The organism is Sphingobium rhizovicinum (genome assembly GCF_042647625.1).
Taxonomy (GTDB): Bacteria; Pseudomonadota; Alphaproteobacteria; order Sphingomonadales; family Sphingomonadaceae; genus Sphingobium; species Sphingobium rhizovicinum.
This window is the reverse complement of record NZ_JBHRVU010000005.1, coordinates 1,017,501-1,042,859: the sequence shown is the minus strand read 5'-3', so window position 1 is coordinate 1,042,859 and position 25,359 is coordinate 1,017,501. Positions and strand designations below refer to the sequence as shown.

Annotated in this window: 25 protein-coding genes and 1 riboswitch (1 of these 26 cut by a window edge); of the genes, 18 read left to right on the top strand and 7 right to left on the bottom strand. The window is 64.7% G+C overall.

Features of this window, described 5'->3' with window-relative positions; genetic code table 11:
* Window positions 1-442: 442 nt before the first annotated feature.
* The 3 genes from ACFOKF_RS23515 to ACFOKF_RS23505 form a co-directional block, all read right to left on the bottom strand.
* A complete protein-coding gene (locus ACFOKF_RS23515) occupies window positions 443-1,204 on the bottom strand; it encodes an IclR family transcriptional regulator (protein WP_380799027.1) in 762 nt (253 codons plus the stop codon).
* A 15-nt stretch (window positions 1,205-1,219) separates the two neighbouring features.
* On the bottom strand, window positions 1,220-1,627 hold the full coding sequence (locus tag ACFOKF_RS23510) for a nuclear transport factor 2 family protein (RefSeq protein ID WP_380799025.1): 408 nt from the start codon (window positions 1,625-1,627) through the stop codon (window positions 1,220-1,222).
* Window positions 1,628-1,702: 75 nt separating this feature from the next.
* Complete coding sequence (locus tag ACFOKF_RS23505; protein ID WP_380799024.1) at window positions 1,703-2,542, bottom strand: p-hydroxycinnamoyl CoA hydratase/lyase; 840 nt, start codon at window positions 2,540-2,542, stop codon at window positions 1,703-1,705.
* A 169-nt stretch (window positions 2,543-2,711) separates the two neighbouring features.
* Here ACFOKF_RS23505 and ACFOKF_RS23500 point away from each other — a divergent pair, with 169 nt between their 5' ends.
* The 3 genes from ACFOKF_RS23500 to ACFOKF_RS23490 are packed head-to-tail and all read left to right on the top strand — an operon-like array spanning window position 2,712 to window position 5,145.
* Window positions 2,712-4,247, top strand: a complete 1,536-nt coding sequence (locus tag ACFOKF_RS23500; protein WP_380799023.1) for an FAD-binding oxidoreductase — start codon at window positions 2,712-2,714, stop codon at window positions 4,245-4,247.
* Window positions 4,247-4,642 (top strand): c-type cytochrome, encoded by a 396-nt coding sequence (locus ACFOKF_RS23495; protein ID WP_380799022.1) that lies wholly within the window; start codon window positions 4,247-4,249, stop codon window positions 4,640-4,642. The genes ACFOKF_RS23500 and ACFOKF_RS23495 overlap by 1 nt, the downstream gene beginning before the upstream one ends.
* Window positions 4,639-5,145 (top strand): hypothetical protein, encoded by a 507-nt coding sequence (locus ACFOKF_RS23490; protein WP_380799020.1) that lies wholly within the window; start codon window positions 4,639-4,641, stop codon window positions 5,143-5,145. The genes ACFOKF_RS23495 and ACFOKF_RS23490 overlap by 4 nt, the downstream gene beginning before the upstream one ends.
* Before the next feature lie 184 nt (window positions 5,146-5,329).
* Here ACFOKF_RS23490 and ACFOKF_RS23485 read toward each other — a convergent pair whose 3' ends face one another.
* Window positions 5,330-5,827 (bottom strand): nuclear transport factor 2 family protein, encoded by a 498-nt coding sequence (locus tag ACFOKF_RS23485; protein ID WP_380799019.1) that lies wholly within the window; start codon window positions 5,825-5,827, stop codon window positions 5,330-5,332.
* Between the two features lie 97 nt (window positions 5,828-5,924).
* Between ACFOKF_RS23485 and ACFOKF_RS23480 the strand changes: the two genes are divergently transcribed.
* The 12 genes from ACFOKF_RS23480 (at window position 5,925) to ACFOKF_RS23425 (ending at window position 20,200) form a co-directional block, all read left to right on the top strand.
* Complete coding sequence (locus tag ACFOKF_RS23480; protein ID WP_380799018.1) at window positions 5,925-6,839, top strand: NAD(P)H-binding protein; 915 nt, start codon at window positions 5,925-5,927, stop codon at window positions 6,837-6,839.
* The gene (locus tag ACFOKF_RS23475; RefSeq protein ID WP_380799017.1) at window positions 6,836-9,019 is read left to right on the top strand and encodes a PQQ-dependent dehydrogenase, methanol/ethanol family; all 2,184 of its coding nucleotides are present in this window, start codon (window positions 6,836-6,838) and stop codon (window positions 9,017-9,019) included. The genes ACFOKF_RS23480 and ACFOKF_RS23475 overlap by 4 nt, the downstream gene beginning before the upstream one ends.
* An 8-nt stretch (window positions 9,020-9,027) precedes the next feature.
* Window positions 9,028-10,647 carry a GMC family oxidoreductase gene (locus ACFOKF_RS23470; protein ID WP_380799015.1) on the top strand — a complete coding sequence of 540 codons (1,620 nt, stop codon included), beginning with the start codon at window positions 9,028-9,030 and terminating at the stop codon, window positions 10,645-10,647.
* Window positions 10,646-10,834: riboswitch (cobalamin riboswitch) on the top strand. Its footprint overlaps the gene before it by 2 nt.
* A 200-nt stretch (window positions 10,835-11,034) precedes the next feature.
* Window positions 11,035-11,442 (top strand): DUF1636 domain-containing protein, encoded by a 408-nt coding sequence (locus ACFOKF_RS23465; RefSeq protein WP_380799014.1) that lies wholly within the window; start codon window positions 11,035-11,037, stop codon window positions 11,440-11,442.
* The gene (gene cobT / locus ACFOKF_RS23460) at window positions 11,439-12,452 is read left to right on the top strand and encodes a nicotinate-nucleotide--dimethylbenzimidazole phosphoribosyltransferase (RefSeq protein ID WP_380799013.1); all 1,014 of its coding nucleotides are present in this window, start codon (window positions 11,439-11,441) and stop codon (window positions 12,450-12,452) included. Before ACFOKF_RS23465 ends, cobT begins: the two co-directional genes overlap by 4 nt.
* Window positions 12,452-13,021: a histidine phosphatase family protein gene (locus ACFOKF_RS23455; protein WP_380799011.1), complete on the top strand. Its 570-nt coding sequence runs from the start codon at window positions 12,452-12,454 to the stop codon at window positions 13,019-13,021. Before cobT ends, ACFOKF_RS23455 begins: the two co-directional genes overlap by 1 nt.
* Complete coding sequence (locus ACFOKF_RS23450; RefSeq protein ID WP_380799010.1) at window positions 13,018-13,734, top strand: adenosylcobinamide-GDP ribazoletransferase; 717 nt, start codon at window positions 13,018-13,020, stop codon at window positions 13,732-13,734. The genes ACFOKF_RS23455 and ACFOKF_RS23450 overlap by 4 nt, the downstream gene beginning before the upstream one ends.
* The gene (locus ACFOKF_RS23445) at window positions 13,731-14,717 is read left to right on the top strand and encodes a threonine-phosphate decarboxylase (protein ID WP_380799009.1); all 987 of its coding nucleotides are present in this window, start codon (window positions 13,731-13,733) and stop codon (window positions 14,715-14,717) included. The genes ACFOKF_RS23450 and ACFOKF_RS23445 overlap by 4 nt, the downstream gene beginning before the upstream one ends.
* The gene (gene cbiB / locus ACFOKF_RS23440) at window positions 14,710-15,546 is read left to right on the top strand and encodes an adenosylcobinamide-phosphate synthase CbiB (RefSeq protein WP_380799007.1); all 837 of its coding nucleotides are present in this window, start codon (window positions 14,710-14,712) and stop codon (window positions 15,544-15,546) included. Before ACFOKF_RS23445 ends, cbiB begins: the two co-directional genes overlap by 8 nt.
* A complete protein-coding gene (gene cobU / locus ACFOKF_RS23435) occupies window positions 15,543-16,049 on the top strand; it encodes a bifunctional adenosylcobinamide kinase/adenosylcobinamide-phosphate guanylyltransferase (protein ID WP_380799346.1) in 507 nt (168 codons plus the stop codon). Before cbiB ends, cobU begins: the two co-directional genes overlap by 4 nt.
* 78 nt (window positions 16,050-16,127) lie before the next feature.
* Entirely contained in the window at window positions 16,128-17,603 is a 1,476-nt protein-coding gene (locus ACFOKF_RS23430) for a carotenoid oxygenase family protein (RefSeq protein ID WP_380799005.1), read from the top strand.
* Between the two features lie 209 nt (window positions 17,604-17,812).
* The gene (locus tag ACFOKF_RS23425; RefSeq protein WP_380799004.1) at window positions 17,813-20,200 is read left to right on the top strand and encodes a TonB-dependent receptor; all 2,388 of its coding nucleotides are present in this window, start codon (window positions 17,813-17,815) and stop codon (window positions 20,198-20,200) included.
* Window positions 20,201-20,542: 342 nt separating this feature from the next.
* On the opposite strand, the gene ACFOKF_RS23420 is transcribed toward ACFOKF_RS23425, so the two are convergent.
* The 3 genes from ACFOKF_RS23420 to ACFOKF_RS23410 all read right to left on the bottom strand — a co-directional run bounded on the left by ACFOKF_RS23420 (window position 20,543) and on the right by ACFOKF_RS23410 (window position 21,764).
* Complete coding sequence (locus ACFOKF_RS23420; protein WP_380799002.1) at window positions 20,543-20,692, bottom strand: hypothetical protein; 150 nt, start codon at window positions 20,690-20,692, stop codon at window positions 20,543-20,545.
* 398 nt (window positions 20,693-21,090) lie between these two features.
* On the bottom strand, window positions 21,091-21,513 hold the full coding sequence (locus ACFOKF_RS23415) for a type II toxin-antitoxin system VapC family toxin (RefSeq protein WP_380799001.1): 423 nt from the start codon (window positions 21,511-21,513) through the stop codon (window positions 21,091-21,093).
* The gene (locus ACFOKF_RS23410; protein WP_093086975.1) at window positions 21,513-21,764 is read right to left on the bottom strand and encodes a type II toxin-antitoxin system Phd/YefM family antitoxin; all 252 of its coding nucleotides are present in this window, start codon (window positions 21,762-21,764) and stop codon (window positions 21,513-21,515) included. The genes ACFOKF_RS23415 and ACFOKF_RS23410 overlap by 1 nt, the downstream gene beginning before the upstream one ends.
* A 570-nt stretch (window positions 21,765-22,334) precedes the next feature.
* Between ACFOKF_RS23410 and ACFOKF_RS23405 the strand changes: the two genes are divergently transcribed.
* The 3 genes from ACFOKF_RS23405 to ACFOKF_RS23395 form a co-directional block, all read left to right on the top strand.
* Window positions 22,335-23,804 carry an aldehyde dehydrogenase gene (locus ACFOKF_RS23405; protein ID WP_380799000.1) on the top strand — a complete coding sequence of 490 codons (1,470 nt, stop codon included), beginning with the start codon at window positions 22,335-22,337 and terminating at the stop codon, window positions 23,802-23,804.
* 2 nt (window positions 23,805-23,806) lie between these two features.
* Window positions 23,807-24,217 carry a hypothetical protein gene (locus ACFOKF_RS23400; RefSeq protein ID WP_380798998.1) on the top strand — a complete coding sequence of 137 codons (411 nt, stop codon included), beginning with the start codon at window positions 23,807-23,809 and terminating at the stop codon, window positions 24,215-24,217.
* A 74-nt stretch (window positions 24,218-24,291) separates the two neighbouring features.
* On the top strand, window positions 24,292-25,359 hold the 5' portion of the coding sequence (locus ACFOKF_RS23395) for an MFS transporter (protein ID WP_380798996.1). 81 nt of this gene lie beyond the right edge of the window; 1,068 of the gene's 1,149 nt are visible here — the first part of the coding sequence; its start codon is at window positions 24,292-24,294; its stop codon lies off the right edge, out of view.

Here is a 25,359-nt window from a genome sequence, read left to right as displayed (position 1 = left end):
GTCACCCCAGCGAAGGCTGGGGTCTCAGGCGGTAGCAGAATGAGGCCAGCCGTATAGCGCTATCCATTTATGTCGCGTGCGCCTGCCTGAGATGCCAGCCTTCGCTGGCATGACGAAATTCTTGAAAGCTGCCATTCCGCTATCCACCCTTCACGGACATGCTCACGGAACATCCGCGACATCCCCAAAATCCTTCCAATGTAGGATTTTGTCTGATCTATCCTTTTGGATGGATCAGCCCCCCCCGCGCATCCCGGCTTTCCGTTGCCAATCCGTCGCTTCCCCGGCGCGTGGCGGTGGCGCAACTGTCGCGTGGGTGGCGCGTCGCTGTGACCCTAATGGCGCTTCCGCGTCGCTCCGGCGGTGCGTTGCTGTCGCTTTGCCGGAAATCGTGCGACGACGCTGTGAACTTCGGCCTGTCGCGTCGCGGTGGCGTACTATGCTAGGCCGCCGGCCCCTCCGCTGCGGCGAACAGCGCCACCGCCTGTTGCAGTTTGGCGATCGTGCGCGCCTCCAGTTCTTCGGTGAAGCGCGGCATCGGGATGGCCACGGCAAAGGCGCCTGCGGCGACGCCGCCCGCCGTCACCGCCATGCCAAGGCCGCAAATGCCGGGCGTATATTCCTCCCGCGTGCGGCCGATGCCGGTGGCGCGCACCTGCGCCAGTTCGGCGCGCAGCACCGTTTCGTCGGTGATGCTGCCCGGCGTGAAGGCGCTGAGCGGGGTGGCGGCGAAATAGGCGTCCAGTTCCGCCTGGGGCATGGCCGCCAGCAGCGCCTTGCCCGCGGCGAGGCAATGGATCGGGCTGCGCGTGCCGACGCTGATCGAATAGCGCAGCGACTGTTCCGCCGTTTCGGTGACGATCGCCTCCAGTTGCCACCCGTCGCGCACGAAGAAGGACGCCGTTTCGTTGGTTTGCAGGCGCAGCGATTTGACCAGCGGGCGCACCCGGTCCGCCAGCGACAGCGATCCGCGCGGCGCCGCCAGCCGGTCCAGCGCCGGACCGGGCAGATAGCGCCGGCCGTCGCGCGCCAGATAGTCGCGCTCCACCAGGGTCGCGAGCAGATAGGACAGGCTGCTGACCGGGATCGCCAACCCGGCCGCAATTTCCTGCGCGACCACCCCGGTCGGGCGCGCGACGACATATTCGATGATGTCGATGGTGCGCATCGCCGATTTGACGGTGGATGGCGTGGAGCCAATCATATGCGGCCTACCCCTTTAGAAGATCAGGCTGCCCCGCCGTTCGGCAAAGCGCCAGCCTTCGTCCGTTTGGACGAAAAGATCGTGAAAGGAACCGACCTTAGGCGCTCCATCGCCGGTGAACAACAGCATCGCGCTTTCGCCCCGCGCCTCGCCTTCGTTCAGCACATCGACGACGATGTTGGAGCAGAAATGGCGTGTCGTGCGCGCCGGCCGGGCCAGAAAGGCGGCCAGGATCGCGTCCCGCCCGACGATCCAGTCGTCTGGCGCGGTCGGGCGCGCCATGCGGCCATGGGGCGCATAGAGCGCCGCGACATCATGCCAGCGCGCCGCATCGTTAAGATTGGCGTAGAGCGCAATGAGGCGGGCGCAATCCAACTCGATCGCGCGGCGCTGCTGCGCATGATCGGCGTCTGTGGGGGCCATGGGGTGATCCTTCTCCTTGATCGGGATCACCCTGTCATAAATTCATGTATATGGAAATGTCATAAACATGAATTTCTAAACCGGAGTCTTGCTCTTTTCCAGATCATAGCTGCCAAGGCCGGGCTTGTAGCTTTTCTCATCGATGAACTGGCGAATGCCTTCCTTGCGACCTTCGCTCTTGTCGTGGAAATTGGCGGCTTCCTGCATCCGCACCAGATAATCCTCCGCCTCGTCATAGGTCATGGTGCCCACGCGGCGGACGGCGTCCTTGGCGAATTTGAGCGCGACCGGATTCTTCCTGAGCAGCAATTCGGCCACCTGCGTCGTGCGCGCCTTGAGTTGCTCCAGCGGCACGCTTTCATTCACCAGCCGCATCGCCGCCGCCGCCTTGCCGTCGATCAGGTCGCCGGTCAGGGTCAGCCACATGGCGTCGCGCATCGGCAGCAGGTCGACCACCACCTTGGTCACGCCGCCGCCGGGCAATATGCCCCAATTGATTTCGGAGAGGCCGAACTGCGCTTCATCCGCGCAGATGGCGAGGTCGCAGGCGAAAAGCGGGCCAAAGCCGCCGCCAAAGCACCAGCCATTGACCATGGCGATGGTCGGTTTCTGATACCAGCGCAGGCGGCGGAACCAGCCATAGCTTTCGGCCTGCGATTTGCGCACGCCGCGCAGGCCCTGCGCTTCGGTTTCGCGGAAATATTCCTTCAGGTCCATGCCAGCGGACCAGGCGCTGCCTTCGCCGCCCAGCACCAGCACGCCGACATCGTCGCGATATTCCAGTTCGTCCAGCACCTCCATCATGCGCCGGTTCAGCGTCGGACTCATCGCGTTGCGTTTGGCGGGGCGGGCGAAATTCACCCAGGCGATGCGGTTTTCGACATGAAAGGAAACGACGTCCTGCTCTTCCATCATCCTGGCTCCCATCTGTAATATGTATCATTGGCATACAATCTGATCGGGGGTGCAGGCAAGTGGTTTTTGCAGCCTTGCTTGACAAGTGGGCTTTGCTTCTAAATGATAACGATCGTTATTAAATAAGCCGGCGCGACCGGCGGAGCGAGGTGAGATGGATGGGACGGGCATGAAGGCGCCGCCGGTGGCCGCCGCGACGATCGCGGCCTTTGCGGCGATCGTCGGCAAGGATCATGTCTTCTTCGCGCCGGAGGATCAGGCCAGCTATCAGGACAAGTTCGCCATTGACGACGCCCGCCATCACCCCGCCGGTGCGGTCGCCCCCGCGAGCGTTGAGGAGATACAGGCGATCGTGCGGATCGCGTCGGAGCGCGGCGTTGCGCTCTGGCCGATCAGCCGGGGCAAGAATCTGGGCTATGGCGGCTCCGCGCCGTTGCTGGCGGGGTCGGTGGTGCTGGACCTTAGCCGCATGAAGAAGATCGATTATGATGAGGCGAACGGCACGGTGTTGCTGGAGCCGGGGGTTGGCTTTTACGATCTGTATGATTTTCTGAAGGCGAAGGGGATGAAGCACTGGCTGTCGGTGCCCGGCAATAGCTGGGGGTCGGTGGTCGGCAATGCGCTGGATCGCGGCATGGGCTATACCCCCTATGGCGAACATGCGACCCGAATCTGCGGCATAGAGGCGGTGATGGCCGACGGACTGGTGGTGCGCACCGGCATGGGGGCGCTCGACGGCGCACCGACCTGGCAGCTTTATCGCTTCGGTTTCGGCCCCGGCTGGGACCAGATGTTCGTCCAGTCCAATTTCGGCATCGTCACCAAGATGGGCCTGTGGTTGATGCCGGCGCCGGAATCGCTGATGGGCATGGATCTGGAATTTGACCGGCCCGACGATCTGGGGCCGTTGATCGATGCGATCGCGCCGTTGCGCCGCGAAGGATTGTTGCAGCAGTCGCCGACCATCGGCAACTGGCTGCGCGCCGCCGCCGTGGTCACGACCCGCGACCAGTGGACCGACAGGCCCGGCGCCTTGCCCGACGATGTGATCGCCGCGATCCGCAAGAAGTTCAACGTCGGCTGGTGGGGCGTCAGTCTGCGTCTTTACGGGCGGGAAACGGTCAACAAGGCGGCCTATGCGATATTGGAGCAGGAAATGGGGAAGCTCAAACCCCTGTCGATGCGGCCCACGACATGGAGGACGGGCGAGCCGCTGGAGGCGACCGGCTGGACCGGAACGCCGCTGACCATGCCGATGCAGAACGCCAACTGGCATGGCGGGCGCGGCGGGCATATCGGCTTTTCTCCCATCCTGCCGCAATCGGGCGCGGCGGCGCAGGCGCAGTTCCAGCGCACCTACGCCCGCTACAGGGAATATGGCATGGATTATCAGGCCAGCTTCGCCTTTGGCGAACGCCATCTGATCAACGTCAACGCCGTGCTGATCAACAAGGATGATGCGGACCTGATGGGCCGGGTCGATCCTTTCCTCAAGCATCTGATCGCGGACGCCAAGGCGCAGGGCTATGGCGAATATCGCACCCATCTCGATTATATGGACGCGGTCGCCGGCACCTATGATTATAACAAGGGGGCGCTGGGGCAACTGAACCGCAAGGTGAAGGATGCGCTTGATCCCAGGGGCGTCATCGCGCCGGGCAAGAGCGGCATATGGCCCAGCAATCGTGCGGGAGGACAAGGCTGATGCGCCAGGGAATGATCGCGCTCGCCGCGGCCGCGCTGATATTGGCGGGCGCCGCCTGTGGTCGTGCGGCCGAGGCGCCGACGGATGCGCCAAAGGGACCGCCGCCTTTGCCTGCGCCCGACACGCTATCGTCACGTCCTGCGGCGGGACCGGGCGAGAGGCTTTATCTCGAAAAATGCGCCATGTGCCATGGGCCGGGCGGTATGGGGACGGGGCTGCTGGCGCGGCGGACCGACCAGCCTCTGCTGGAAAAGCGCACCGATCTGACGGCCGATTATGTGGTGCAGGCGGCGCGCATGGGCATCGGCAACATGCCCGCCATTCCGCGCGGCGAGGTGAGCGACGCGGATTTGCAGCAGATCGCCGAGCATCTGGCCAAGGGGGCAAAGCCATGAGCGGCCTGTCCCGCCGGGGTTTTCTGGCGAGTGCGGCGGGGGCATCGGCGGCGCTGGCCGGTGGGCGGGCGGATGGGGCCACCCTGCCGCTGCTGTTGCACGATCCTGAACTGTCAGCCGGTCGCCGCTTCGCCGCCCGCGCGCACTATCTGGGTGGGCAGGCCGTGGCTCTGGAGGGCGACCGGGTGCGGCAGATGCGGGCCTTGCTAGCCATTTCGCCCGCTGCGATCTTCGCCGTTACCCGGAGGAGTGATGAACTGCTGGTCGGGGAAATTGCGGCGGAAGCGGGCTATCGTCGCGTGGCGCTGGTGCGTCATGACAGGGGGGGCGTGACAGCGAAGCGTGCGTTGGACGGCGCTGCCGTTGCCAGACTGGCCCATCTCTCCGGCGCAGCATGGCCGGAAGCCTTTGCCGAACTGGCGCTGGACAAGATCGGTGAGTGCGCCGTTGCGCCCGACAGTCGGGTCATGCCTGCCTTCAGTTGGGTGATGATCCGAAAATAGAGCATAATCCGATCATTCTGAATCGGATTATGCTCTATTTCTCTTTTATTTTCCGCATTTTCCGAGTCAGCAGATGATGCCATCTGCTTCAAAAATGCTCTAACCCCGTTCGCTTCGAGCGTGTCGAGAAGCGGCCAGAACGGCGCTTCCGTTTCTCGACTTCGCTCGAAACGAACGGCCGGTGTCACCGCCGAATAATCAGCGAATCCGGCCGTTTGCGCGGCACCCACTCACCGCGACCCGGAAAATTCTTCAGCACTTCGCCGTCCCATAGCCGCACCGTGCGGCGATGGAAGCGCCACTGGCCGTCCGCGCCCTTGACCGCATGATCGTCGTACCAGCCGGCGAAGCGCAGCAGATAGGGCGGCTCCCCCTCGCACTCGGTCACGAAGGCGAAGGATCGCATCGTGCAACTGCCATCCTCTTGCGGCCTATATTGGGTCTGCGTCACATGATGCTGACGGCCCGGAAAGCCGGGCGCGTTGCGATAATGGTCTGCGATGCCGCGAATCCCCTCATGCCCTTCCCAGATGTCGGGATCGTCAAATACTTCCTCCACCATGCGCGCGTCGGGGGTGAAGCAGGCGACCAGTCCGTCGACATCGCCGGTGTCCAGCGCCCAGCTATAGGCGGCGATCAGGTCTTGCAGCGCGATCCGGTCCTCGATCGGAAGGGAAGGCATGATAGTCACTCTCCTTGGCTTGTGTCTCTTGACGTAATAATAACAATCGTTACGGTTGTCTGCAACAAGACGGCAGATCATGCAAGCGAGAGGACGCATGGGGAAGATCATCATTTCAGGCGCTTCGGGATCCTTCGGCCGGGCGGCGGCGGAATTGCTGCTGGAAGAGGTCGCGCCGCGGGACGCGATATTGCTGACCCGCACGCCGGCGAAGCTGGCCGATATGGCGGCAAAGGGCGCGGATGTGCGCTTTGCCGATTTTGACGATCCCGCCAGCCTGCCGGCCGCCATGGCCGGGGGCGAGAAGATGCTGCTGATCAGCACCGCGCGGGTCGGCACGCGAGTCGGCCAGCATCGCAACGCCGTGGAGGCGGCAATGGCGGCCGGCGTGAGGCATATCGTCTACACATCGATCATCGCCGCCGACGCGCCAGGCAATCCGGCCATCGTCAAACATGACCATCGCGCAACCGAGGAGATTATCGAGGCGTCGGGCGCGGCGTGGACGCATTTGCGCGACAGCCAATATGCCGAGGCGATCGCCGGGCCGATGACGATCCCGGCGCTGATGGCGGGCGGAAAGCCCGACAATTGCGGTGACGGGCCGGTCGCCTTCGTCAGCCGCGACGATTGCGTCGCGACGGCCGTTGGCGTTCTGACCCAGTCGGGTCATGAGAATAAGGCCTATGTGCTGACCGGCCCCGACCTCATCACCATTCCGCAGGCGATGGCGCTGGCGAGCGAACTGGCGGGCAAGCCGATCCTGGTCGAAGCGGTCGATGATGATGCGATGTTCGCCTATTTCGATGGGCTGGGCGCGCCGCGCCATGCCTCCGACATCATCCCTGACGGGCCGATCCCCTGGTCGAGTGACGATATGGTGACGTTCGGCCAGTCGATCCGCGAAGGCTATTTCGCGCAAAAGACCGATTGGGTCGAGACGATCACCGGCCGCAAGCCCAAAAGCCTGCGCGACGTGATGCTGGCGCATAAGGGAAGCTGGCCGCTGTGAGAAAGGCGCTATTGGCATTGGCCGGGTTGCTGGCGCTGGCGGGGTGCGCGCGTGGCGGCAGCGACGCGGGGGCAGGCGACGACTGGCCCTATACCGGCGGCGACGTCTGGGGCAGCCATCATTCGCGCCTGACCGATATCGACAAGGATAATGTCGCAAAGCTCGGCCTTGCCTGGTCCTATGACCTCAACACCAGTCGCGTCCAGGAAGCGACGCCGGTGGTGGTCGATGGCGTGATGTACACCAGTGGCAATCTGGGCCGCGTCTATGCGCTGGACGCGGCGAGCGGCAAGCCGCTCTGGACCTTCGAGCCGGAGGTCGACATGCAGGCGAACCGATCCGCCTGCTGCGATCAGGCCAATCGCGGCGTCGCGCTCGCCAATGGCAAGGTGATGGTCGGCGCGCTCGACGGGATGCTGTATGCACTCGACGCGAAGAGCGGCAAAGTCGTCTGGAAAGTCGACACGGTGGTCGATCATAGCCGGGGTTACACCAGCACCGGCGCGCCCGAAGTAGCGGGCGATCTGGTGCTGATCGGGAATGCCGGCGCGGAATATGACACGCGCGGCTATGTCACCGCCTATCGCATTGCCGACGGCGGGCAGGCCTGGCGCTTTTACACCGTGCCGCATGATCCGGCGAAGGGGCCGCAGGAGGATAAGGCGCTCGACGCCGCGCTCAAGACCTGGGACGCCAACAGCCGCTGGGATATTGGCGGCGGCGGCACCGTATGGGACGCGATCAATTACGATCCCAAGTTCGGCACCGTTTATATCGGCGTCGGCAATGGCGGCCCCTATTCGATCGCGACCCGGTCGCCCAAGGGCGGCACCAACCTCTATCTCTCCTCGATCGTCGCCCTCGATGCCAAAAGCGGCGCGGTCAAATGGCATTATCAGGAAACGCCCGGCGACAGCTGGGACTTCACCGCCACCCAGCCGATGGTGCTGACGGAGATGGAGGTGGACGGGCAGGTTCGGCCGGTCATCCTCCATTCGCCCAAAAATGGCTATCTGTTCGTGCTGGACCGGCAAGCCGGCAAACCGCTGCGGGTCAACGCGCTGGTGCGGACCAACTGGACCAAAGGGTTCGACAAGGATGGCGTGCCGCAGATGACGCCGGAGCGCACCGACTTCTGGAATGGCCCGCGCCTGATCTTCCCGGCCTCGGCGGGTGCGCGTAACTGGTATCCGGCGGCCTATGATGCGCAGCGGAAAAGCTATTACGCCTCCGTGCTGGATATGGGGAATTTGATGTTCACCGTGCCGCCCGGCACCCCGGCGGAAGCGCGGCGTCCCAAGGCGCTGAATGTCCAGACGACCCTGATCTTCACGCCGCAATTGCAGGCATTGCTGCCCACTTTGCCGCCCGCGATCCGCGAACAGGTGGAAAAGTTGCCCGAAATGCAATGGGTCAAGGACAAGCCCTATAGCAGCGAGTTGCGCGCCATCGATCCGCTGACCGGCAAGGCGCGCTGGTCGGTGCCGACCGAAGGCTGGCAGGACCGGATGGGCATGCTGTCCACTGCATCTGGCCTGATCTTCCATGGTACGATTGGCGGCAAGCTGATCGTTCGCGATGCTGACACGGGCAAGCTGATCAAGGCAATCGACACCGGCAGTTCGATCATGGCGGCGCCCATGACCTATCGGGTGAAGGGCGTGCAATATGTTGCGGTCGCGACGGGCTTTGGCGGTGGCGGATGGGGCTATGTGCCGCGCTATTCGGCCGCCTATCGCTATGGCAACGCCAACCGCATCCTGGTGTTCAGGCTGGACGGCGGGCCGGTGCCCAAACCGGCGGAATTGCCGCCGATGGAGGCCGCGCTCGCACCGCCTGCGCAAAAGCCGGGCGTGACTTCAGCGACGATCGCGCAGGGGCAGGCGCTGTTCTTCCAGAATTGCGCTATCTGCCACAGCAATCAGTTGCGCTCCACCGCGCCCGATCTGCGCCGGATGCAGCCGGCGACGCATGATGTCTTCGCGCCGATCGTGCGGGAGGGGGTGTTGCTGCCCGGCGGGATGCCGCGCTGGGATGACCTGCTGAGCGTTCAGGATGTGGATGCGATCCACGCCTGGCTGATCGACGAACAGGGCAAGCTGCACGCACGCGAAACGAAGATGCGGGCGGCGGGCCAGCCGATCGACGCGCCCAGCGCCGCCATCATGTCCAATTTCTAGGAATGATCATGGAAGAGACGGATCTCATCGTCGTTGGCGGCGGGTCGGCGGGATGCGCCATGGCCGGGCGGCTCGCCGAAGCGGGCCTTGCCGTCGCGCTGATCGAGGCGGGCGGGACCGACCGGCATATGCGATCGCGCATCCCGGCGCTGACCAGCGCGATCGTCCAGAACCCGGCCTATGACTGGTGTTATCAGGTGGAGCCGGACCCGTCGCTGGGCGGGCGGGCGGACATCTGGCCGGCGGGCAGGATGCTGGGCGGGGGCAGCGCGCTCAACGGCATGATGTTCATTCGTGGCCATCGCTGGGATTATGACGAATGGGCGCGGCAGGGCGTGGCGGGCTGGGATTATGAAGCGGTCCTGCCCTATTTCCGGCGGCTGGAGGATAATGAGCGCGGCGCCGACACATGGCGCGGCGCGGGTGGGCCGATTGCGGTGTCGGAAGGCCGTGCGCGTTATCCGATTACCGATCAATGGATCGCCGCGGCGCAGGCGGCAGGCATCGCCCGATCGCCAGACCTGAATGGCGAAAGCGCCGAGGGCGTCGATTATGTGCAGGTATCGCAGCGGGGCGGTGAGCGCTGTTCGGCGGCGCGAGGCTATCTGCACGAACGGCGTGGCGGCAAAGCGCCCGCCATCCTGCTGGGCGCGCAATTGCTGCGTATCCTGATCGACAATAATCGCGCCATCGGCATCGTCTATTGGCAGGATGGCGTCGAAAAGATGCTGCGCGCGCGTCATGGCGTGGTGCTGAGCGCCGGCGCGATGAACACGCCGCGCCTGCTGATGCTGTCGGGCATCGGTCCGGCCGATCATCTGCGCGCTCATGGCATTGATGTCGTGCGCGATCTGCCCGGCGTCGGCGGCAATTTGCAGGATCATGTCGGCACCCATGTCGTCAACGAAGTCGATGTGAGGACGCTGAACAGCGATGCGCAGGGACTGCGCGGAGCATGGCAGTTGTTGCGCTATGCGCTTGCCCGGCGGGGCGCGCTGACCACGGCGATCGGCCACGCCCAGGCGTTCGTGAAAAGCCGGTCGGATTTGCCCGCGCCCAATCTCCAGATCAGCTTCGCCGCCTTCGCGTTCGACTTTGATGCGCGGGGCCGGCTGATGCTGCGCAAGACGCCGTCCGTCTCGACGCTGGTCGGATTGATGCGGCCCAGTCATCGCGGACGGATCAGCCTGCGATCGGCCGATGCTTTCGCGCCGCCGAAGATCGCGCATCGCCAGCTGGGCAGCGACGATGACATCGACCAGATCGTCGAGGGGATCGGCATCGCCCGGTCGATCCTGCGTGAGACACCGATTGCGACACATATAATAGATGAATTGCGGCCCGGACCTGACCTGACCGATCCGCAACAGTTGCGCGCCTATGTGAAGATGGCGTCGATCCCGCTCTATCACCCGGTCGGCACGGCGAAGATGGGCAGGGCGGACGATCCGCAGGCGGTGGTCGATGCCGATCTGGCGGTGATCGGCATTGACGGCCTGTGGGTGGCCGATGCCTCGGTCATGCCGACGCTGCCGGCGGGCAACACCAATGCGACGGCGATCATGATTGGCGACAAGGGCGCGGACCATGTCCTCAAGCGCCTTGATCGCCCCAGCCAAGTCCGATAGGGCCGGCGCTGCGTCCGGTTCCCCGCAAGGGGATCAAAAGGGAACGGGGTTCAAGACCCCGGCTGCCCCTGCAACTGTGAGCGGCGAGCCAGCGAGGCACAAGCCATTGGGACGCCTGTCCCGAGAAGGCGCTTCGCCCCGGCATTGACCCGCAAGCCAGGAGACCTGCCGGCCGTGGTCGTTCTTCGACCGGACAGGGTGTGCCGGGCGAACGGGGTCATCCCTCGCGCAACGACGAGCCGACCGTGCGGGAGCGCGGCGGGGATGTCGTGCGCGTGAAGTGCATTGCATCGTCGTTTCGTCGCCGCGCGGTCCTGTCACGGACCGGGGATCATGATGCGCGCGTCATTTATATATAGATTTTCCAGCCAGAGGCCGGCCTGAGCCATGTTGCGGCCGGTCGAGGATGTGCCCGCAGTGGTGGTGTGCAACAGCTGTCGCCATTCGCCCGATGCGCGCGAGGATGCGGAAGGCGTGCGCGGCGGCGCGCGGCTGGCGGAAGCATTGCGGCGGGTGAAGGCCCAGTCGCCCCGCTATGAGGGTGTCGCAGTGCAGGACATGCCCTGCCTGTTCGCCTGTTCGGAGCATTGCACCGTCCATCTGCGCGCGCCGGGCAAAGTCGGTTATGTGTTGGGGCGCTTCACCCCCGATGAGGAGGCTGCGCGCGCGATCCTGGACTATGCCGCCCATTATGCGGAGAGCGAGCATGGCCGCGTGCCCTTTGCCGACTGGCCGCAGGGGGTGAAGGGTCATTTCATCGTCCGCACCCCGCCGCCCGGTTTCGTCGCGACATGAGCCGCTTTCCAACCGTCGCCGCGTTCGAGGCGGCGCTGGCGTCGCTGCCCGGCCCGGATCAGGCGGCGCGCGATGCCGCCGCCGCGCGACAGATGCAACTGACCAAGCCGGCCGGATCGCTGGGCCGGCTGGAAGACATTGCGTTGTTCATGGCGGGATGGCAGGGGCGGGCGCGGCCGCGGATCGACCATGGCCTGGCGCTGGTCTTCGCCGGCAATCATGGCGTGACCCGGCATGGGGTCAGCGCCTTTCCTGCAGAAGTGACGGCGCAGATGGTGGCCAATTTCGCCGCCGGGGGCGCGGCTATCAACGCGCTGGCCGGGGCGGCGGGACTGGACCTGCGTATCGTGCCGATCGATCTGGACCGGCCGACGGCGGACTTCACGGTCGAACCGGCGATGAGCGAGGCGCAATGTCTGGCGGCGATCAATGCGGGAGCCGATGCGGTCGATCCGTCGCTGGACCTGTTGTTGCTGGGCGAAATGGGCATTGGCAACACTACGGCGGCGGCGGCGCTGTGCCTGCGCAGTTTCGGCGGTACGGCGCAGAATTGGGTTGGCGCAGGCACCGGGGTTGGGGCGCATGGCCAGATGGTCAAGCGACAGGTGCTCGACCTTGCCATGGCCTGCCATGCCGATTTGCCCAGAACGCCGTTCGAAACGCTGCGCTGCGTGGGCGGGCGTGAAATCGCGGCGATGGCCGGGGCGATGCTGGCGGCGCGGCATCATCTTATTCCCGTGGTGCTGGACGGCTTTGTCTGTTCTGCTGCGCTGGGGGCGATGGCGGCAGGGGCACCGGACATTTGCAACCATGTGATCGCCGGCCATCGTTCGGCCGAAGCGGCACATGGACGCCTGCTAAAACGGCTGGTGCTGACGCCGCTGCTGGACCTGGGCATGCGGCTGGGTGAGGGCAGCGGCGGCGCGGTTGCGGTTGCGGTGATGCGGTCCGCGCTGGCGATGCATGACCAGATGGCGACCTTTGCCGACGCGGGCGTGTCGGCCGGTTGATGCAAAGCGTGCTGCTCCACCTGATGCGGCATGGCGCGCCGGCGGAAACGGGGCGGTTGCTGGGACATGGCGACTGGCCTTCGACCGATGCGGGGATCGCCGCCTGTCGGGCGCGGGCGAAGGGGCTGGATGTGGCGGCGATCCAGTGTTCCGACCTGTCGCGTACGGCGCAGGCGGCGGCGGCGATCGCGCAGGATTGCGGCCTGACGCCCCGGATCGACGTGCGATGGCGGGAGCTGGATTTTGGCGCGTGGGACGGCGCCGATCCGGCGACGCTGGACGCGGGTGCGCTGGCGCAATTCCATGCCGACCCTGACGCTAGCCCGCCGCCCGGAGGCGAGCGCTGGTCGGCGCTGGTGGCGCGGGTCGGCGCGGCGATTGCCGATCTGTCGGCCGAACCGGCATTGATCGTCACCCATGGCGGGGCGATGCGCGCGGCGCTGGCCAGCCTGTGCGGTTTCGACCAGCGCCAGACATGGGCGATCGACCTGCCCTATGCCGCGTGCCTGACCCTGCGGCTGTGGCGGGGAGAGCCGCGCTGGGGGCAGATTGTCGGGCTGGCGACATGAAGGGGCTGGTGCTGGCGATCCAGTTTTTGACGCGCCTGCCCATGCCGCGCGTTACGGCGGACGATCGGGATTTTGCAGCGTCGATCCGCTGGTTTCCGGCAGCGGGTCTGGCCGTGGGCGTTATGATCGGCGGGGCAGCGTGGATCGGCATGCGGGCCGATGTCTGGACCGGCGCGCTGCTGGCGCTGATCGCCTGGGTCTGGGTGACGGGCGCGCTGCATCTGGATGGCCTTGCCGATCTGGCTGATGCGTCGGGGGCCGTGCACAAGGGACCGGATCGGCTGCGCGTGGTGCTGGCCGATCCGCATGTCGGCGCGATGGGTGCCGTAGCGGTGGCGGTGCAGGTCGCGGCGAAGCTGGTGCTGCTCCATGGTCTGCTGGATCAGCAGGCATGGCTGGCGTTGATCTTGATCCCCGGTGTCGCGCGGGGCGGGCCGCTGGTCTGGAGCCGCTGGTTGCCGCCGCTGCATGACGGGCTGGGCGCGCGCTTTCAGCATGCGGTGAGACGGGTCGACCTGCTGATCTGGGCGGCGGCGCTGCTGGCCGCAGGCTGGTTCGCGCCGGCGCTGTGGGTGGCGCCTTTGCTGATGCTGTACTGGGCATGGAAGCTGCGCCGGTTGCTGGGCGGCATATCCGGTGATGGCCATGGCGCGGGGATCGAACTGATGGAAAGCGGGCTGTTGCTGGCGACGCTGATCGCGGGGCGGCTGTGACAAGTCCATGGACCTATCATGGCGGCCGGCTGGATGCGGCGCGCCGCCATTATGGCGGCGGCGATGCGGACTGGATCGACCTGTCGACCGGGATCAATCCCAATCCCTGGCCGGTCGAGCGCGCGGGCGGAATCGATTGGGCCAGCCTGCCCGGCGAAGGGGCGCTCGCCGATCTGGAGGGCGCTGCTGGCCGCTATTTCGGCGTGGCGGCGGACCATGTCTGCGCGCTGCCGGGAACGGAAATCGGGCTGCGCATGCTGGCCGACATGCTGCCCGGCGCAGCGCGATACGCCACGCCCTGCTATCGCACCCATGGCGATATTTATCCGGCTGGTCGGGCCATCGCTCTTGATGAAGAGGCGGGCGGGGAGGGCGAGACAATGCTGCTCGCCAATCCCAACAATCCCGATGGCCGCTTGCTGACTCCGGCCGAACTCAACGCAATGCTGGCGCGGGTCGAGGCGACGGGCGGCTGGCTGGTGGTCGATGAAGCCTTTGTCGACATCCATCCCGGCTTCAGTCTGGCGGATCGGATCGGGGAGGGGCGGCGACTGCTGATCTTCCGATCCTTCGGCAAATTTTTCGGCCTTGCCGGGGTGCGGCTGGGGTTTTTGCTGGGGCCGCAGGAAATTGTTGCGCGCTATCGTGTGCGGCTGGGCAGCTGGCCGGTGTCGGCGGCGGCGCTGGCGATCGGGCGGGCTGCCTATGCCGATGCGGCGTGGATCGATGCGACCCGCAAGGCACTGGTGGCGCAGGGGGCGGGGCTGGATGCGCTATTGCGTCGTCACGGTCTGGAGCCGGCCGGGGCCTGTCCGTTGTTTCGGCTGGTTGCCTGCGATGACGCAGCCGCCCTGTTCGACCGGCTGGCGCGGGCGGCCATCCTGACCCGGCCCTTCGCCGATCAGCCGCACTGGCTGCGCTTCGGCCTGCCGGCCGATGGGGCGGCGCTGGATCGCCTGGACCGGGCGCTGACCCATGGCTGAGCCGGTGGCGTTGCTGGCGATGGCGATGGAGGCGCCGATCGGCTGGCCCGATGCGGTGCAGCGCCGGATCGGCCATCCGGTCGGGCTGTTCGCTGCGATCGATGGATGCGCGATCGGATGTTGCGGGCCTGCGTGGATCCTGCTGGTGGATGCATGGTGGCGCGCTGCTGGCTGGATGCCGGGCATGGCGGCGGGCAGTCTGCACCGCCATGTCCGGGCCGTGGCCGTTCCGCTGAGCGGGGGCGATCTGGATCAGGCGCGCAGGGCTGTCGGCATGATCGTGGGGCGGGATACGGCGCAGCTTGACCGGGCCGGGGTCGCGCGCGCCGCGATCGAAAGTCTGGCGGAAAGTTTCTGCGATGGCGTGGCGGCGCCGCTCTTCTGGCTGCTGGTCGGCGGACTGCCGGGGCTTTGGGCCTATAAGGCGATCAATACCGCCGACAGCCTGATCGGGCATAAGGAGCAACGCTGGCGGGCCTTTGGCTGGGCGGCGGCGCGGCTGGACGATGGGCTGAACCTGATTCCGGCGCGGCTGGCGGGGCTGTTGCTGTGTCTGGCGGCTGGACGCGGATGGCGCATTCTATGGCGCGATGCGCGCCGCCATGCTTCGCCCAATGCGGGCTGGCCGGAGGCGGCGATGGCCGGGGCGCTTAACCTGTCGCTGGCCGGGCCGATCACCTATGACGGCATACGCCATGAGAAGGACTGGATCGGATCGGGCCGCCGCGATCTGGACGGGCAGGATATAGAGCGGGCGCTGCGCCTGTATCGGCGGGCCTGCCTGTTGCTGGCGGCGATGGCGGGGGGGAGCGCATGGGCATGGGGATGAACCATCTGCTGGTGCTGGGCGGCGCGCGATCGGGTAAGAGCCGCCATGCGCAGATGCGCGCGGAGGCCATGCCGGGCGAACTGATCTATGTGGCGACGGCGCAGGCGCTGGACGCGGAAATGGCCGACCGGATCGACCGCCACCGCGCCGATCGCGGTGCGCGCTGGCGCACGGTCGATGCACCGTTCGATCTGGCGGAGGTCGTGCAGGCGCAGGCGCGGCCGGGCCGCACGCTGTTGATCGATTGTCTGACGCTATGGGCGTCCAACCTGTTGCTGGCGGATCGGGATATGGACGCCGCGCTTGCGGCGCTCATCAATGCGCTCGACCATGCGCAGGGGCCGGTCATTCTGGTCGCCAATGAAGTGGGACTGGGCATCGTGCCCGATAATGCGCTGGCCCGGCGCTTTCGTGACATGGCGGGGACGATCAATCAGGCGGTCGCCGCCCATTGCGCCGAAGTCCTTTTCGTTGCGGCGGGGCTGCCCTTGCGATTGAAATAGGCTGCGACCGACTCTTGCTCTTGGCAACAATAATAACGATTGTTACTATGAGTCGAAATAAGAGAGGATCGAAAGGCTATGCCTGCCTACCCCCGGACCATCCATTTCATCGGCCTGAACACGCCCGTTGGCGTCGAATGGTCGGCACGCAATCTGGACGTGATCGGAGACATTCCGGCTGAAATTGACGGCGCCTTTTTCCGTGCCGTACCCGATCCCGCGCATGCGCCGATGTTCGATGATGACATCGTCCTGTCGGGCGACGGCATGGTCGCGAAATTCGCGATTCAGGACGGCAAGGTCGACTATGCCATCCGTTTTGTCGAAACCGAGCGCTATGCGCTGGAGAAGGACGCCCGCCGCGCCTTGTTCGGCCGCTATCGCAACCCTTTCACCGACGATCCTGCTGTCGCCGGCCGCGACCGGACCGTCGCCAATACGACACCGGTCTGGCATGGCGGCCGCCTGTTCATGACCAAGGAGGACGGGCTGGGCTATGAGGTCGATCCCGACACGCTGGCGACGATCGGCCGCTGGGATTATCATGGCGCCTTCACGTCGCAGACCTTCACCGCCCATCCGCGCGTCGATCCGGACACGGGGGAGATGTTCTTCTTCGGTTATGAGGCGGACGGCCTCTGCTCCACCAGGATCGCCTATGCCATCGCCGATCGCGACGGCAATCTGGTGTCGGAACAATGGTTCGATCAGCCCTATTGCTCGACCATCCATGATTTCGCGATCACGCAAAATTACGCGATCTTCCCGATCTTCCCCACCACCGCCGACCTGGACCGGCTGAAGGCTGGCGGCGAACATTGGGCGCATCAGCAGCATCTGGATAGCTGGGTCGGCATCATGCCCCGCTATGGCAAGGTGGAGGAAATGCGCTGGTTCAAGGGTCGGCCGGGCATTTCCGCCTTCCACCTGCTCAATGCCTTCGAGGAGGATGGCCGCATCCATCTCGACCTCTGCCTGTTGGACACCAATGCCTTTGGTTTCATGCGCGAAGCCGGCGGCATTCAGCGCGACCAGCGCGACATTCATGGCGGCCTCACCCGCTGGACCTTCGACATGGAAAAGCCGGGCGATGGCTATGAGGAGCGGGTCGTCGGCCCGCCGGGCGATATGCCGCGGCTTCGCGATGCGGATCAGGGCAGGCCCTATCGGGCGGCCTGGTATCTGTCGATGAACATGGCCGGCGGCCCTCCGCTGCTGGGCGGGCCGGTGGGTGTCGCTTTCAATGCGCTGTTGCGGATCGAGCCGGGCAATGGCCGGATCGACATGATGGGGCTGGAGCCCGGCATGGCGATCAGCGAGCCGGTGCATGTGCCCTCGCAACGGCCCGACCATGAAGGCTGGTTGCTGATGGTGGTGGACCGGCAGGTGGGAGAAGCAGATTTCAAGTCTGCCCTGTGGATCGTCGATGCTGGCGCGATCGACGCAGGCCCGATTGCGCAGGTGCCCATGCCCCTGCCGATGCGGGCGCAGGTGCATGGCGCCTGGGTATCGGCGGCGCAGCTTGCCACCGCAAAAAGTCGCCGACCGGCTTGACATAATAGTAACGATCGTTATTGATTGCAGGAGAGGGAAGGCGATGCGTCCTCCCCTCCAACAAGGACTGCAAAGCAGAACCGGCCAGCGGGGCGGGTGAGAGGATGAAGGGCAAGGCAGGCGCACAAGCGCCGCCCGCCCGGTGCCGTCGACAGGCGGCGCCGGTCCCTCTTTCCACGCCTGCGGCCATGAAAAGAGGGAGGACAAGCATGACATCCTTTGGAAAGTGCGCATTTCGGGGCCATGGTGCAGCGCTGGCCCTGGTCGCGGCGATGACCGCCGCGCCGGCCTTCGCGCAGGAAGCGACACCCCCGGACCAACCGGCCGATCAGGCCAACAGCGCGGACATCATCGTCACCGCCCAGTTCCGCGCCCAGAATTTGCAGGACACGCCGATCGCGATCACTGCCGTCTCGGCCGATACGCTGGCCGCGCGCAGCCAGACTAGCGTCACCGATCTCGGCCAGTTCGCGCCCAATGTGGCGCTGGCCCCGGCGACCAGCATTCAGGGCAACAGCGTCGCCGCCTTCATCCGCGGCGTGGGCCAGCTTGACGCCAGCTTCGCACTGGAACCGGGCGTGGGCATCTATGTCGACGACATTTATTATGGCACCACCTTCGGCGCGGTCATGGACCTGACCGATCTGGAACGGGTGGAGGTGCTGCGCGGGCCACAGGGCACGCTGGCCGGCAAGAACAGCGTCGGCGGCGCGGTCAAGCTGTTCAGCAAGAAGCCGGATTCCACCCCCGGCGGCTTTATCGAGGCGACCTATGGCCGGTTCGACCGGATCGAACTGCGCGGCAGCGCCAATATTCCGCTGACGAACGACCTGTTCCTGCGCGTGTCCGGCGTGTCGAAAAATGTCGACGGCTATATGAGCCTGCTCGACTATGGCTGCGTCAATCCGACATCGGGCATCCCGGCCAGCAGCGGCAATAAAAATTGCAATATCGGCACCGAAGGCGGCATCGACGTGATGGGCCTGCGCGCCGCGCTCCGCTACGCACCCGCCGGATCGCCGCTCGAAATCAACATCGTGAGCGATGTGTCGCGCGACAATAGCGAGGTGGTCGCCACCAAATTGCTCTATGCCGATAATCCATCGGTGCGCAGCTATGACGCCAGCGATGCGACGGTCGGCATCCCCTTCGACAGCCGCTTCCTGACCGGGGCGAAAAGCTACACCTCATACGCCACCTATGCCACCGGCGGCAATTATACGACCGCCTTCGGCATCCCGACCCAGGTCGCGCCGGGCGGCTTCACCGCCAGCCCGACCAGCACGGTCAAGGCATGGGGCCTGTCCGGCACGATCGATTATGATCTGTCCGACAGCCTGAAACTCAAATCCATCACCGGCTGGCGCGAAGCCCATGGCACCAGCGCGATCGATGTGGACGGATCGCCGCTCGCCATCCTGCTCCAGCAATTCACCTATGGCCATGAACAGTTCACGCAGGAACTGCGCCTCAGCGCCAATTTCAACGATCTGGTCGATCTGACCGTGGGCGGCTTCTATTATAGCGCGACCGACACAATCAAAGGGCGCAGCCAGATCCCGACCCTGTTGTTCGACTTCATGTCCGACGATGTGATCAAGAATCGCAGCATATCCGCCTTCGCCCATGGCGAATTTCATGTGACCGACGCCTTCAACATCATCGGCGGCCTGCGCTACACCGACGACAAGAAGACCTACCGCTATTCCCGCCGCAATGTGGACGGCAGCCTGCCGAGCGGCGCCTTCTTCACCCCCAATTTCCTGCTGGCGGGGCTGGATGGGCTGACCGGCACGTTCAAGGGCGACCGGCTCGATTATCGTCTGGGCGTCAATTATCGCTGGTCCGGCGACCTGATGACCTATGCCCAGTTGTCGACCGGCTTCAAGGGCGGCGGCATCAACCCGCGCCCGTCCGCCCCGGATCAGGTGTTGACCTTCGGCCCGGAAACGCTGACCACTTATGAAGCGGGCTTCAAGGCCGATCTGCTGGGCCGCATGCTGCGCCTGAACGGCGCGGTCTTCCTCAATAAATATAAGGATATGCAGCTTGTCCGCTATCAGTGCCCGGAAAGCGTGGTGCTGTCCTGCTCGGTGCCGTCCAATGCGGGCGATGCGGAAGTGTTCGGCTGGGAAGCGGAAGCGCAATTCCATCCGGCTGACGGCCTGTCGATCGACGCATCGGTCGGCTATCTCGATTTCGACTATACGAAGATCACCAATGCCGCGACGCTGGTGACGAAGGACATGATCGCGCCCTTCATCAGCAAATGGCAATTGTCGGCCGGTATTCAGTATGAGGCCGATCTGGGCGGCAACGGCACGCTGACGCCGCGGATCGACTGGTCCTGGCGCTCCAACTTCTATTATAATTCGGTCAACAACGCCTATAATCTGATCGATCCGCCCAGCCTGGTGAATGCGCGGCTGACCTATCAGGCGGCGAACAGGGACTGGTCGCTCAGCGCCGGCGTCACCAATCTCTTCGACAAATTCTATTATAATGGCGTCGCGGAAAATGTCGGCACCTTCGGCGTCGTGACCGGCACCGTCGGCCGCCCGCGCGAATGGACCGTGACCGTGAAGAAGAATTTCTGATCCTTGTCTGGCCGGGATGATCCCCGGCGAAAGGGCGAGGATCGGCCATGCCGTAGGGAAGGGGAGGAAGGCCCGTTCGCGACAAGCGGGCGGGCCTTTTTCATGGGGCCATGTACTCGGATTGCGGCGTGTGTTGAGATGCGTCTGGCCCAGAATGCGCGCAATCGGGGATCACCCAACCCCGTTCGGCCCTTCGACAAGCTCAGGAGCGCCTGAAGCCCTGTTCTGCTCTTTGGGTGGGTGACGAATGCGCGGCCAACATGGGATTGTCGGCAGGTCGGAAGGCAATCACGTCGCGGGCATAGGCACGCCCAAAGTAGCCCACAAACTGAAAGTGGTTCTTTACGTCAGTCCGAACATTTCGTTCATTGATCGCCATTTCACGCGCGCTGGCATCAGATCTTTATGAAGAAAGGCGGCGAAAACCTCGGCAGCGTCCTTTAACAAGAACCATTCATCGTGCTTCAGAACGATCTCCCCTGCGCCCGTCATAATTTTGGCACCATCCTTATACTTGGGCGTGGGTGTCTCCTGAAAAGCTCTCTCATGCTGCGGAGGCTTAATGCGGCGACGCTCTAGGACGCACCATGGGCGACTGCCTACTACCTGTATGTAATCTCCTGCCTCATCAGTGAGTGACGCGAAAGACGTTCCTCCCCGCTGCAATTTGAGAACTACCGTTCGCACCTGCTCTTCTGACGGGTTCCGGATTAAGGGCTGTCCCTCTGCCTCAAGCAGCATAGTTGATGAACAGGGACGGATCAGCTTGCGTAGAAAAACCATCGGTCGATAATGACGCCTCCAATGCCTGCTTTCCACCATATTCGCTATTCGCGGACAACGCCCGACAATCAGGCGAAATCCGTCAGGTGAAGGCACGCAGCACGCGCTCAATCGTCTTCCCACGGGTTGAGTATGGGAACGCCCGTCGCCTCAAAGTCAGCGACATTGCGCGTCACTATGGTCAAGCCATGCGCTTGAGCGGTTGCGGCAATCCAGCCATCGCGCTCACTTACCGGATCGGGAACGTGCAGCGCAGCGCAAGCAACTGCGACTGTCGAGTCCATCGCCAGCACACGACCGGCAAAGCCGGGTTTGACGATATGGTCGAGCCAGTGCCGTAATCGCTCGCCCTGTGCGGGATCACGACGCTCGACACGCACCACGCCCAGTTCCAGTTCGAACAGCGACATGGCCGAAACGAAAGTTGTGCTGGGATCGGTTGCCTTGAGCCATGCCACGACCGCCGGCGCTGCGCGACCGGATCGGGCCTTGCGACTTTCGGAAATGACATTGGTGTCGATCAGGAACATCAATCCAGTTCCGCCGGACGCGAAGCGAGACGGGCCTTGGGCGGCTCAAAATCGAAATCCTGATCATCGTCGGGCATCAGCACGTCCAACAGTGACATGCCGCGCCCTGCCAAACGCTCATAATCCTTGATCGCCATCACAACGAGCGAAGGCTTGTTGCGGTCGGTGATGAAGACGGGACCAGACAGGGCGGCACGCTTGATGCTGCCAGGGTCGCGATTGAACTCCCGACTGGTGAAAGTGGCTGTCATTGGTGCATCCATATGTCGTTACATACAGACATGTGTATGTGTGGCGTCAGAATGTCAATGGAGCAGCTATGCAACCGGATCCGCAGTTCGTCGGGAAAATGGCGATTCATTTTCCGCCATCCCGACTATGTCCCGCAACTGCACGCCGATACACTCTTACAATGTAGGATTTCTTCTGATCTACCATGGCGGATGACGCCATCCTCCCCCCTGAAATCGATCGCCCTCGCCACGCGCGGGACGCGCGCGTGGCAGGTGCAAAGCTGTTGCGTTTCTGCCGCGTCCCCGTCGCGTTGCGGCCGCCTGACAGGCGCGTCTCCGCAGGGGCAGGTGGCGCGTCACAGGCGCTTGGGGGACGCTTCGCGAGGGCTTTGCAGGCGCGTTCTGCCCTTTTGACCCCGACGACACTGTGAACTTCGGGAGTATCCTACACGCCACCCCATCTTCGCCCCCCCCCCCCAACCGCCCGATTGACCGTTGCAATAATAATAACGGTCGTTATGATGTTTCCATCAGCTGGCCGACCGTCCGGATCAGGGGCGGCGGCGCACAGGCAGGAGAGGATTGATCATGTTGCCCGACGCCGTTCGCATTGCCCATCCCGACAGGCTGTTCATCGGCGGCGCATGGGTCGCATCGACCGGCGATGGCGTGATCGACATCGTCTCGCCCAATAGCGAGGAGGTCGTCGCCCAGGTCGCGGAAGGCAATGCGGCGGATATGGACCGCGCTGTCGCCGCCGCGCGCAAAGCCTTCGACGAAGGGCCGTGGCCGACCATGGCCCCGGCGGAACGCGGCGCGATTGTCCGGCGCATGGGCGCGGAACTGGAAAAGCGCGCGCCCGAACTGGCGGCCGCCTGGACCGCGCAGGTCGGCGGCCTCGCCAGCTTCGCCCTGATCATGACCGGCGGCGCCACCGCGACGATGATGGCGATCGCCGGCTATGCCGACAGCTATCCCTTCGTGGAGCGCCGCCCGTCGCATATGGTGGACACCGCCATCGTCGTGCAGGAACCGGCCGGCGTCGTCGCGGCGATCGCGCCGTGGAATGCGCCCTATGGCATCATGTCGGCCAAGGTCGCCTATGCACTGGTTGCGGGCTGCACCGTCATCATGAAACCTTCGCCCGAAACCCCGCTGGAGGCCTATATCATGGCCGAAGCGGCGGAGGCGGCCGGGGTGCCCGCCGGGGTCGTCAATCTGGTCGCCGCCGGGCGCGATGCGTCCGATCATCTGGTCCGTAATCCCGGCATCGACAAGGTGACTTTCACCGGGTCGACGCTGGCGGGCAAGCGGATCGGCGAAGTCTGCGCCGGGCGCGTGGCGCGCTGCACGCTGGAACTGGGCGGCAAGTCGGCGGCGATCGTGCGCGACGACTTCCCGATCGAGGTGGCCGCCGCGATCCTGGGCAACACCATCACCATCATGAGCGGGCAGGTCTGCGCCATGCTGAGCCGCGCCATCGTGCCGAAGCACCGGCATGACGAACTGGCCGACGCCATCGCAAAAGTGATGCAGGGCATCCGCATCGGCCATAGCGACGCGCCCGATACCCAGCTTGGCCCGGTGGCGATGAAGCGGCAACTGGACCGGGTGGAGGAATATGTCGCGCTGGGCCGCGAGAGCGCCGACCTCGTCACCGGCGGCAATCGCCCGGCGCATATGAACAAGGGCTATTTCATCGAACCGACCCTGTTCGCCAATGTCGATAACGCCAGCCGCATCGCGCAGGAGGAGATTTTCGGTCCCGTCCTCTGCCTGATCCCGGCGGAAGATGAGGAGGATGCGATCCGCATCGCCAATGACAGCGCCTTCGGCCTCAACGGATCGGTGCTGACCCATGATGCCGACGCGGCCTATCGCATCGGCCGGCGCATCCGGGCCGGGGGCTTTGGCCAGAATGGCATGAAGCTGGAATTCGGCCTGCCCTTTGGCGGGTTCAAGCAATCGGGCATTGGCCGCGAAGGCGGGGTGGAGGGGCTGCATCCCTATCTGGAAACCAAGACGATCCTGCTCGACGCGGCGCCTGCGGGCTTCTGACCATGATCGGCCTCAATGCGCAGGGGCGCGGGACCGGCGCGGCCTTCACCGCCGCCCGGATCATCTTCGGCGGCTGGTTCCTCTTCTCGGGGGTGGAATATTTCACCCCCTTCGACCTTCAGCCGCTGGGCAACACGCCGCTGGCGCAGGAATTCACGCTGGCGCTGATCCATTCGGGCCTGTTCGCCTGGATCAAGGTCATGGAAGTGGTCGCGGCCTTGCTCATATTGGCGAACCGGGCGGTGCTGCCGGCCGCGCTCGCCTGCGTGCCGCTCAACATCGTGATCGGCTACTGGAATTTCGTGCTGGATCCCGGCGTGGTCGAATATGCGTTCGGCATTGTGACGCTGCTGCTCAATGCGATCCTGCTCTGGCCATGGCGGGGGGAATTGGTCGGGCTGCTGCGCTGGTAAAGGAGCCTTGACCTGTCCTGCCCATTTCGGGATGGCGGTAAGCCTGTGTCCGACAGGATAAGGATTTGCGCCGCTTGGAACCGACTACCCTGCTGTCGAAGGCGTCGCCCGGTCTGCTGGCCGCAACCCGGATCGCCTTTGTCGTGCCCGGCTATGCTATATCGGCCTGGGCGCCGCTCATTCCGCATGTGCAGGCGCAGATCGGCCTTAATCCGGGCCAGTTGGGGCTTGCCCTGCTGGCTCTGGGCGCCGGATCGATGACGACGATGCCCATGGCGGGCGGTCTGGTGGGGAAATTGGGGTGCCGGCGGCTCTTTGCCGGATCGGGTTACGCCATTGCGCTGATCCTTCCCTTGCTGGCGCTGGCGCGATCGGCCTGGTTTCTGGCCTCGGCGCTGTTCGTGCTGGGGCTGGCGATCGGCTTGTTCAGTTGCGCCCGCAACCTGCACGGAATCCATACCGAACAGGCTTTGGGTCGGCGTCTGATGTCGGGCTTCCACGGCTTCTATAGCATGGGGTGCATCTTGGGTGCCGGCACGATGAGCGTGCTGATGGGATCCGGCGTGTCGCCGGCGATCGCCATTCTGCTGGTCGCGATCGCCGTGATGATCGGCGTGACCGTGTCGACGCCGCGCATCACGGATGAACGCAATGCCAGCGGGCCGGCCCATGCCTGGCCGCGCGGCGTGGTGCTGGGGATCGGTCTCTTATGCTTTATCATCTTCATGGCGGAAGGATCGGTGCTGGACTGGAGCGCGCTGCTTCTGTCGGACCATTTCCATCTTGATGCAGCGCGGGCGGGCCTTGGCTATGTCGCCTTCGCCACGATGATGACGGTCGGTCGCTTGAGCGGCGATGCGCTGGTCCGTCGCTTTGGCGATGGCATCATGCTGGGTCTTGGACCAATCATTGCCGCCTTCGGCTTCTGCATCGCCATATTGCCGTTGCATTGGACATTGGCGGTCGCCGGCTTTGCGCTGGTGGGGGCGGGATTGGCCAATATCGTGCCGCTGCTCTACAGCGCGGTCGGTCGGCAAACCATCATGCCGCAAAATCTCGCACTCGCGGCGGCCGGATCGATCGGGTTCGCCGGCGTGCTGACCGGCCCTGCCGCTATCGGCTTCATTGCCCAGTGGACCAGT

Coding starts and splice junctions, on each gene's coding strand:
- ACFOKF_RS23505 (WP_380799024.1), bottom strand. CDS start 2,542: ATGATGGAAGAGCAGGACGTCGTTTCCTTTCATGTCGAAAACCGCATC.
- ACFOKF_RS23470 (WP_380799015.1), top strand. CDS start 9,028: ATGGAAGAGACGGATCTCATCGTCGTTGGCGGCGGGTCGGCGGGATGC.
- ACFOKF_RS23400 (WP_380798998.1), top strand. CDS start 23,807: ATGATCGGCCTCAATGCGCAGGGGCGCGGGACCGGCGCGGCCTTCACC.
- ACFOKF_RS23405 (WP_380799000.1), top strand. CDS start 22,335: ATGTTGCCCGACGCCGTTCGCATTGCCCATCCCGACAGGCTGTTCATC.
- ACFOKF_RS23480 (WP_380799018.1), top strand. CDS start 5,925: ATGGGGAAGATCATCATTTCAGGCGCTTCGGGATCCTTCGGCCGGGCG.
- ACFOKF_RS23515 (WP_380799027.1), bottom strand. CDS start 1,204: ATGATTGGCTCCACGCCATCCACCGTCAAATCGGCGATGCGCACCATC.
- ACFOKF_RS23430 (WP_380799005.1), top strand. CDS start 16,128: ATGCCTGCCTACCCCCGGACCATCCATTTCATCGGCCTGAACACGCCC.
- ACFOKF_RS23450 (WP_380799010.1), top strand. CDS start 13,018: ATGAAGGGGCTGGTGCTGGCGATCCAGTTTTTGACGCGCCTGCCCATG.
- ACFOKF_RS23410 (WP_093086975.1), bottom strand. CDS start 21,764: ATGACAGCCACTTTCACCAGTCGGGAGTTCAATCGCGACCCTGGCAGC.
- ACFOKF_RS23415 (WP_380799001.1), bottom strand. CDS start 21,513: ATGTTCCTGATCGACACCAATGTCATTTCCGAAAGTCGCAAGGCCCGA.
- ACFOKF_RS23465 (WP_380799014.1), top strand. CDS start 11,035: ATGTTGCGGCCGGTCGAGGATGTGCCCGCAGTGGTGGTGTGCAACAGC.
- ACFOKF_RS23485 (WP_380799019.1), bottom strand. CDS start 5,827: ATGCCTTCCCTTCCGATCGAGGACCGGATCGCGCTGCAAGACCTGATC.
- ACFOKF_RS23455 (WP_380799011.1), top strand. CDS start 12,452: ATGCAAAGCGTGCTGCTCCACCTGATGCGGCATGGCGCGCCGGCGGAA.
- ACFOKF_RS23510 (WP_380799025.1), bottom strand. CDS start 1,627: ATGGCCCCCACAGACGCCGATCATGCGCAGCAGCGCCGCGCGATCGAG.
- ACFOKF_RS23495 (WP_380799022.1), top strand. CDS start 4,247: ATGCGCCAGGGAATGATCGCGCTCGCCGCGGCCGCGCTGATATTGGCG.
- ACFOKF_RS23420 (WP_380799002.1), bottom strand. CDS start 20,692: ATGACGGGCGCAGGGGAGATCGTTCTGAAGCACGATGAATGGTTCTTG.
- ACFOKF_RS23500 (WP_380799023.1), top strand. CDS start 2,712: ATGAAGGCGCCGCCGGTGGCCGCCGCGACGATCGCGGCCTTTGCGGCG.
- cbiB (WP_380799007.1), top strand. CDS start 14,710: ATGGCTGAGCCGGTGGCGTTGCTGGCGATGGCGATGGAGGCGCCGATC.
- ACFOKF_RS23490 (WP_380799020.1), top strand. CDS start 4,639: ATGAGCGGCCTGTCCCGCCGGGGTTTTCTGGCGAGTGCGGCGGGGGCA.
- cobT (WP_380799013.1), top strand. CDS start 11,439: ATGAGCCGCTTTCCAACCGTCGCCGCGTTCGAGGCGGCGCTGGCGTCG.
- ACFOKF_RS23425 (WP_380799004.1), top strand. CDS start 17,813: ATGACATCCTTTGGAAAGTGCGCATTTCGGGGCCATGGTGCAGCGCTG.
- cobU (WP_380799346.1), top strand. CDS start 15,543: ATGAACCATCTGCTGGTGCTGGGCGGCGCGCGATCGGGTAAGAGCCGC.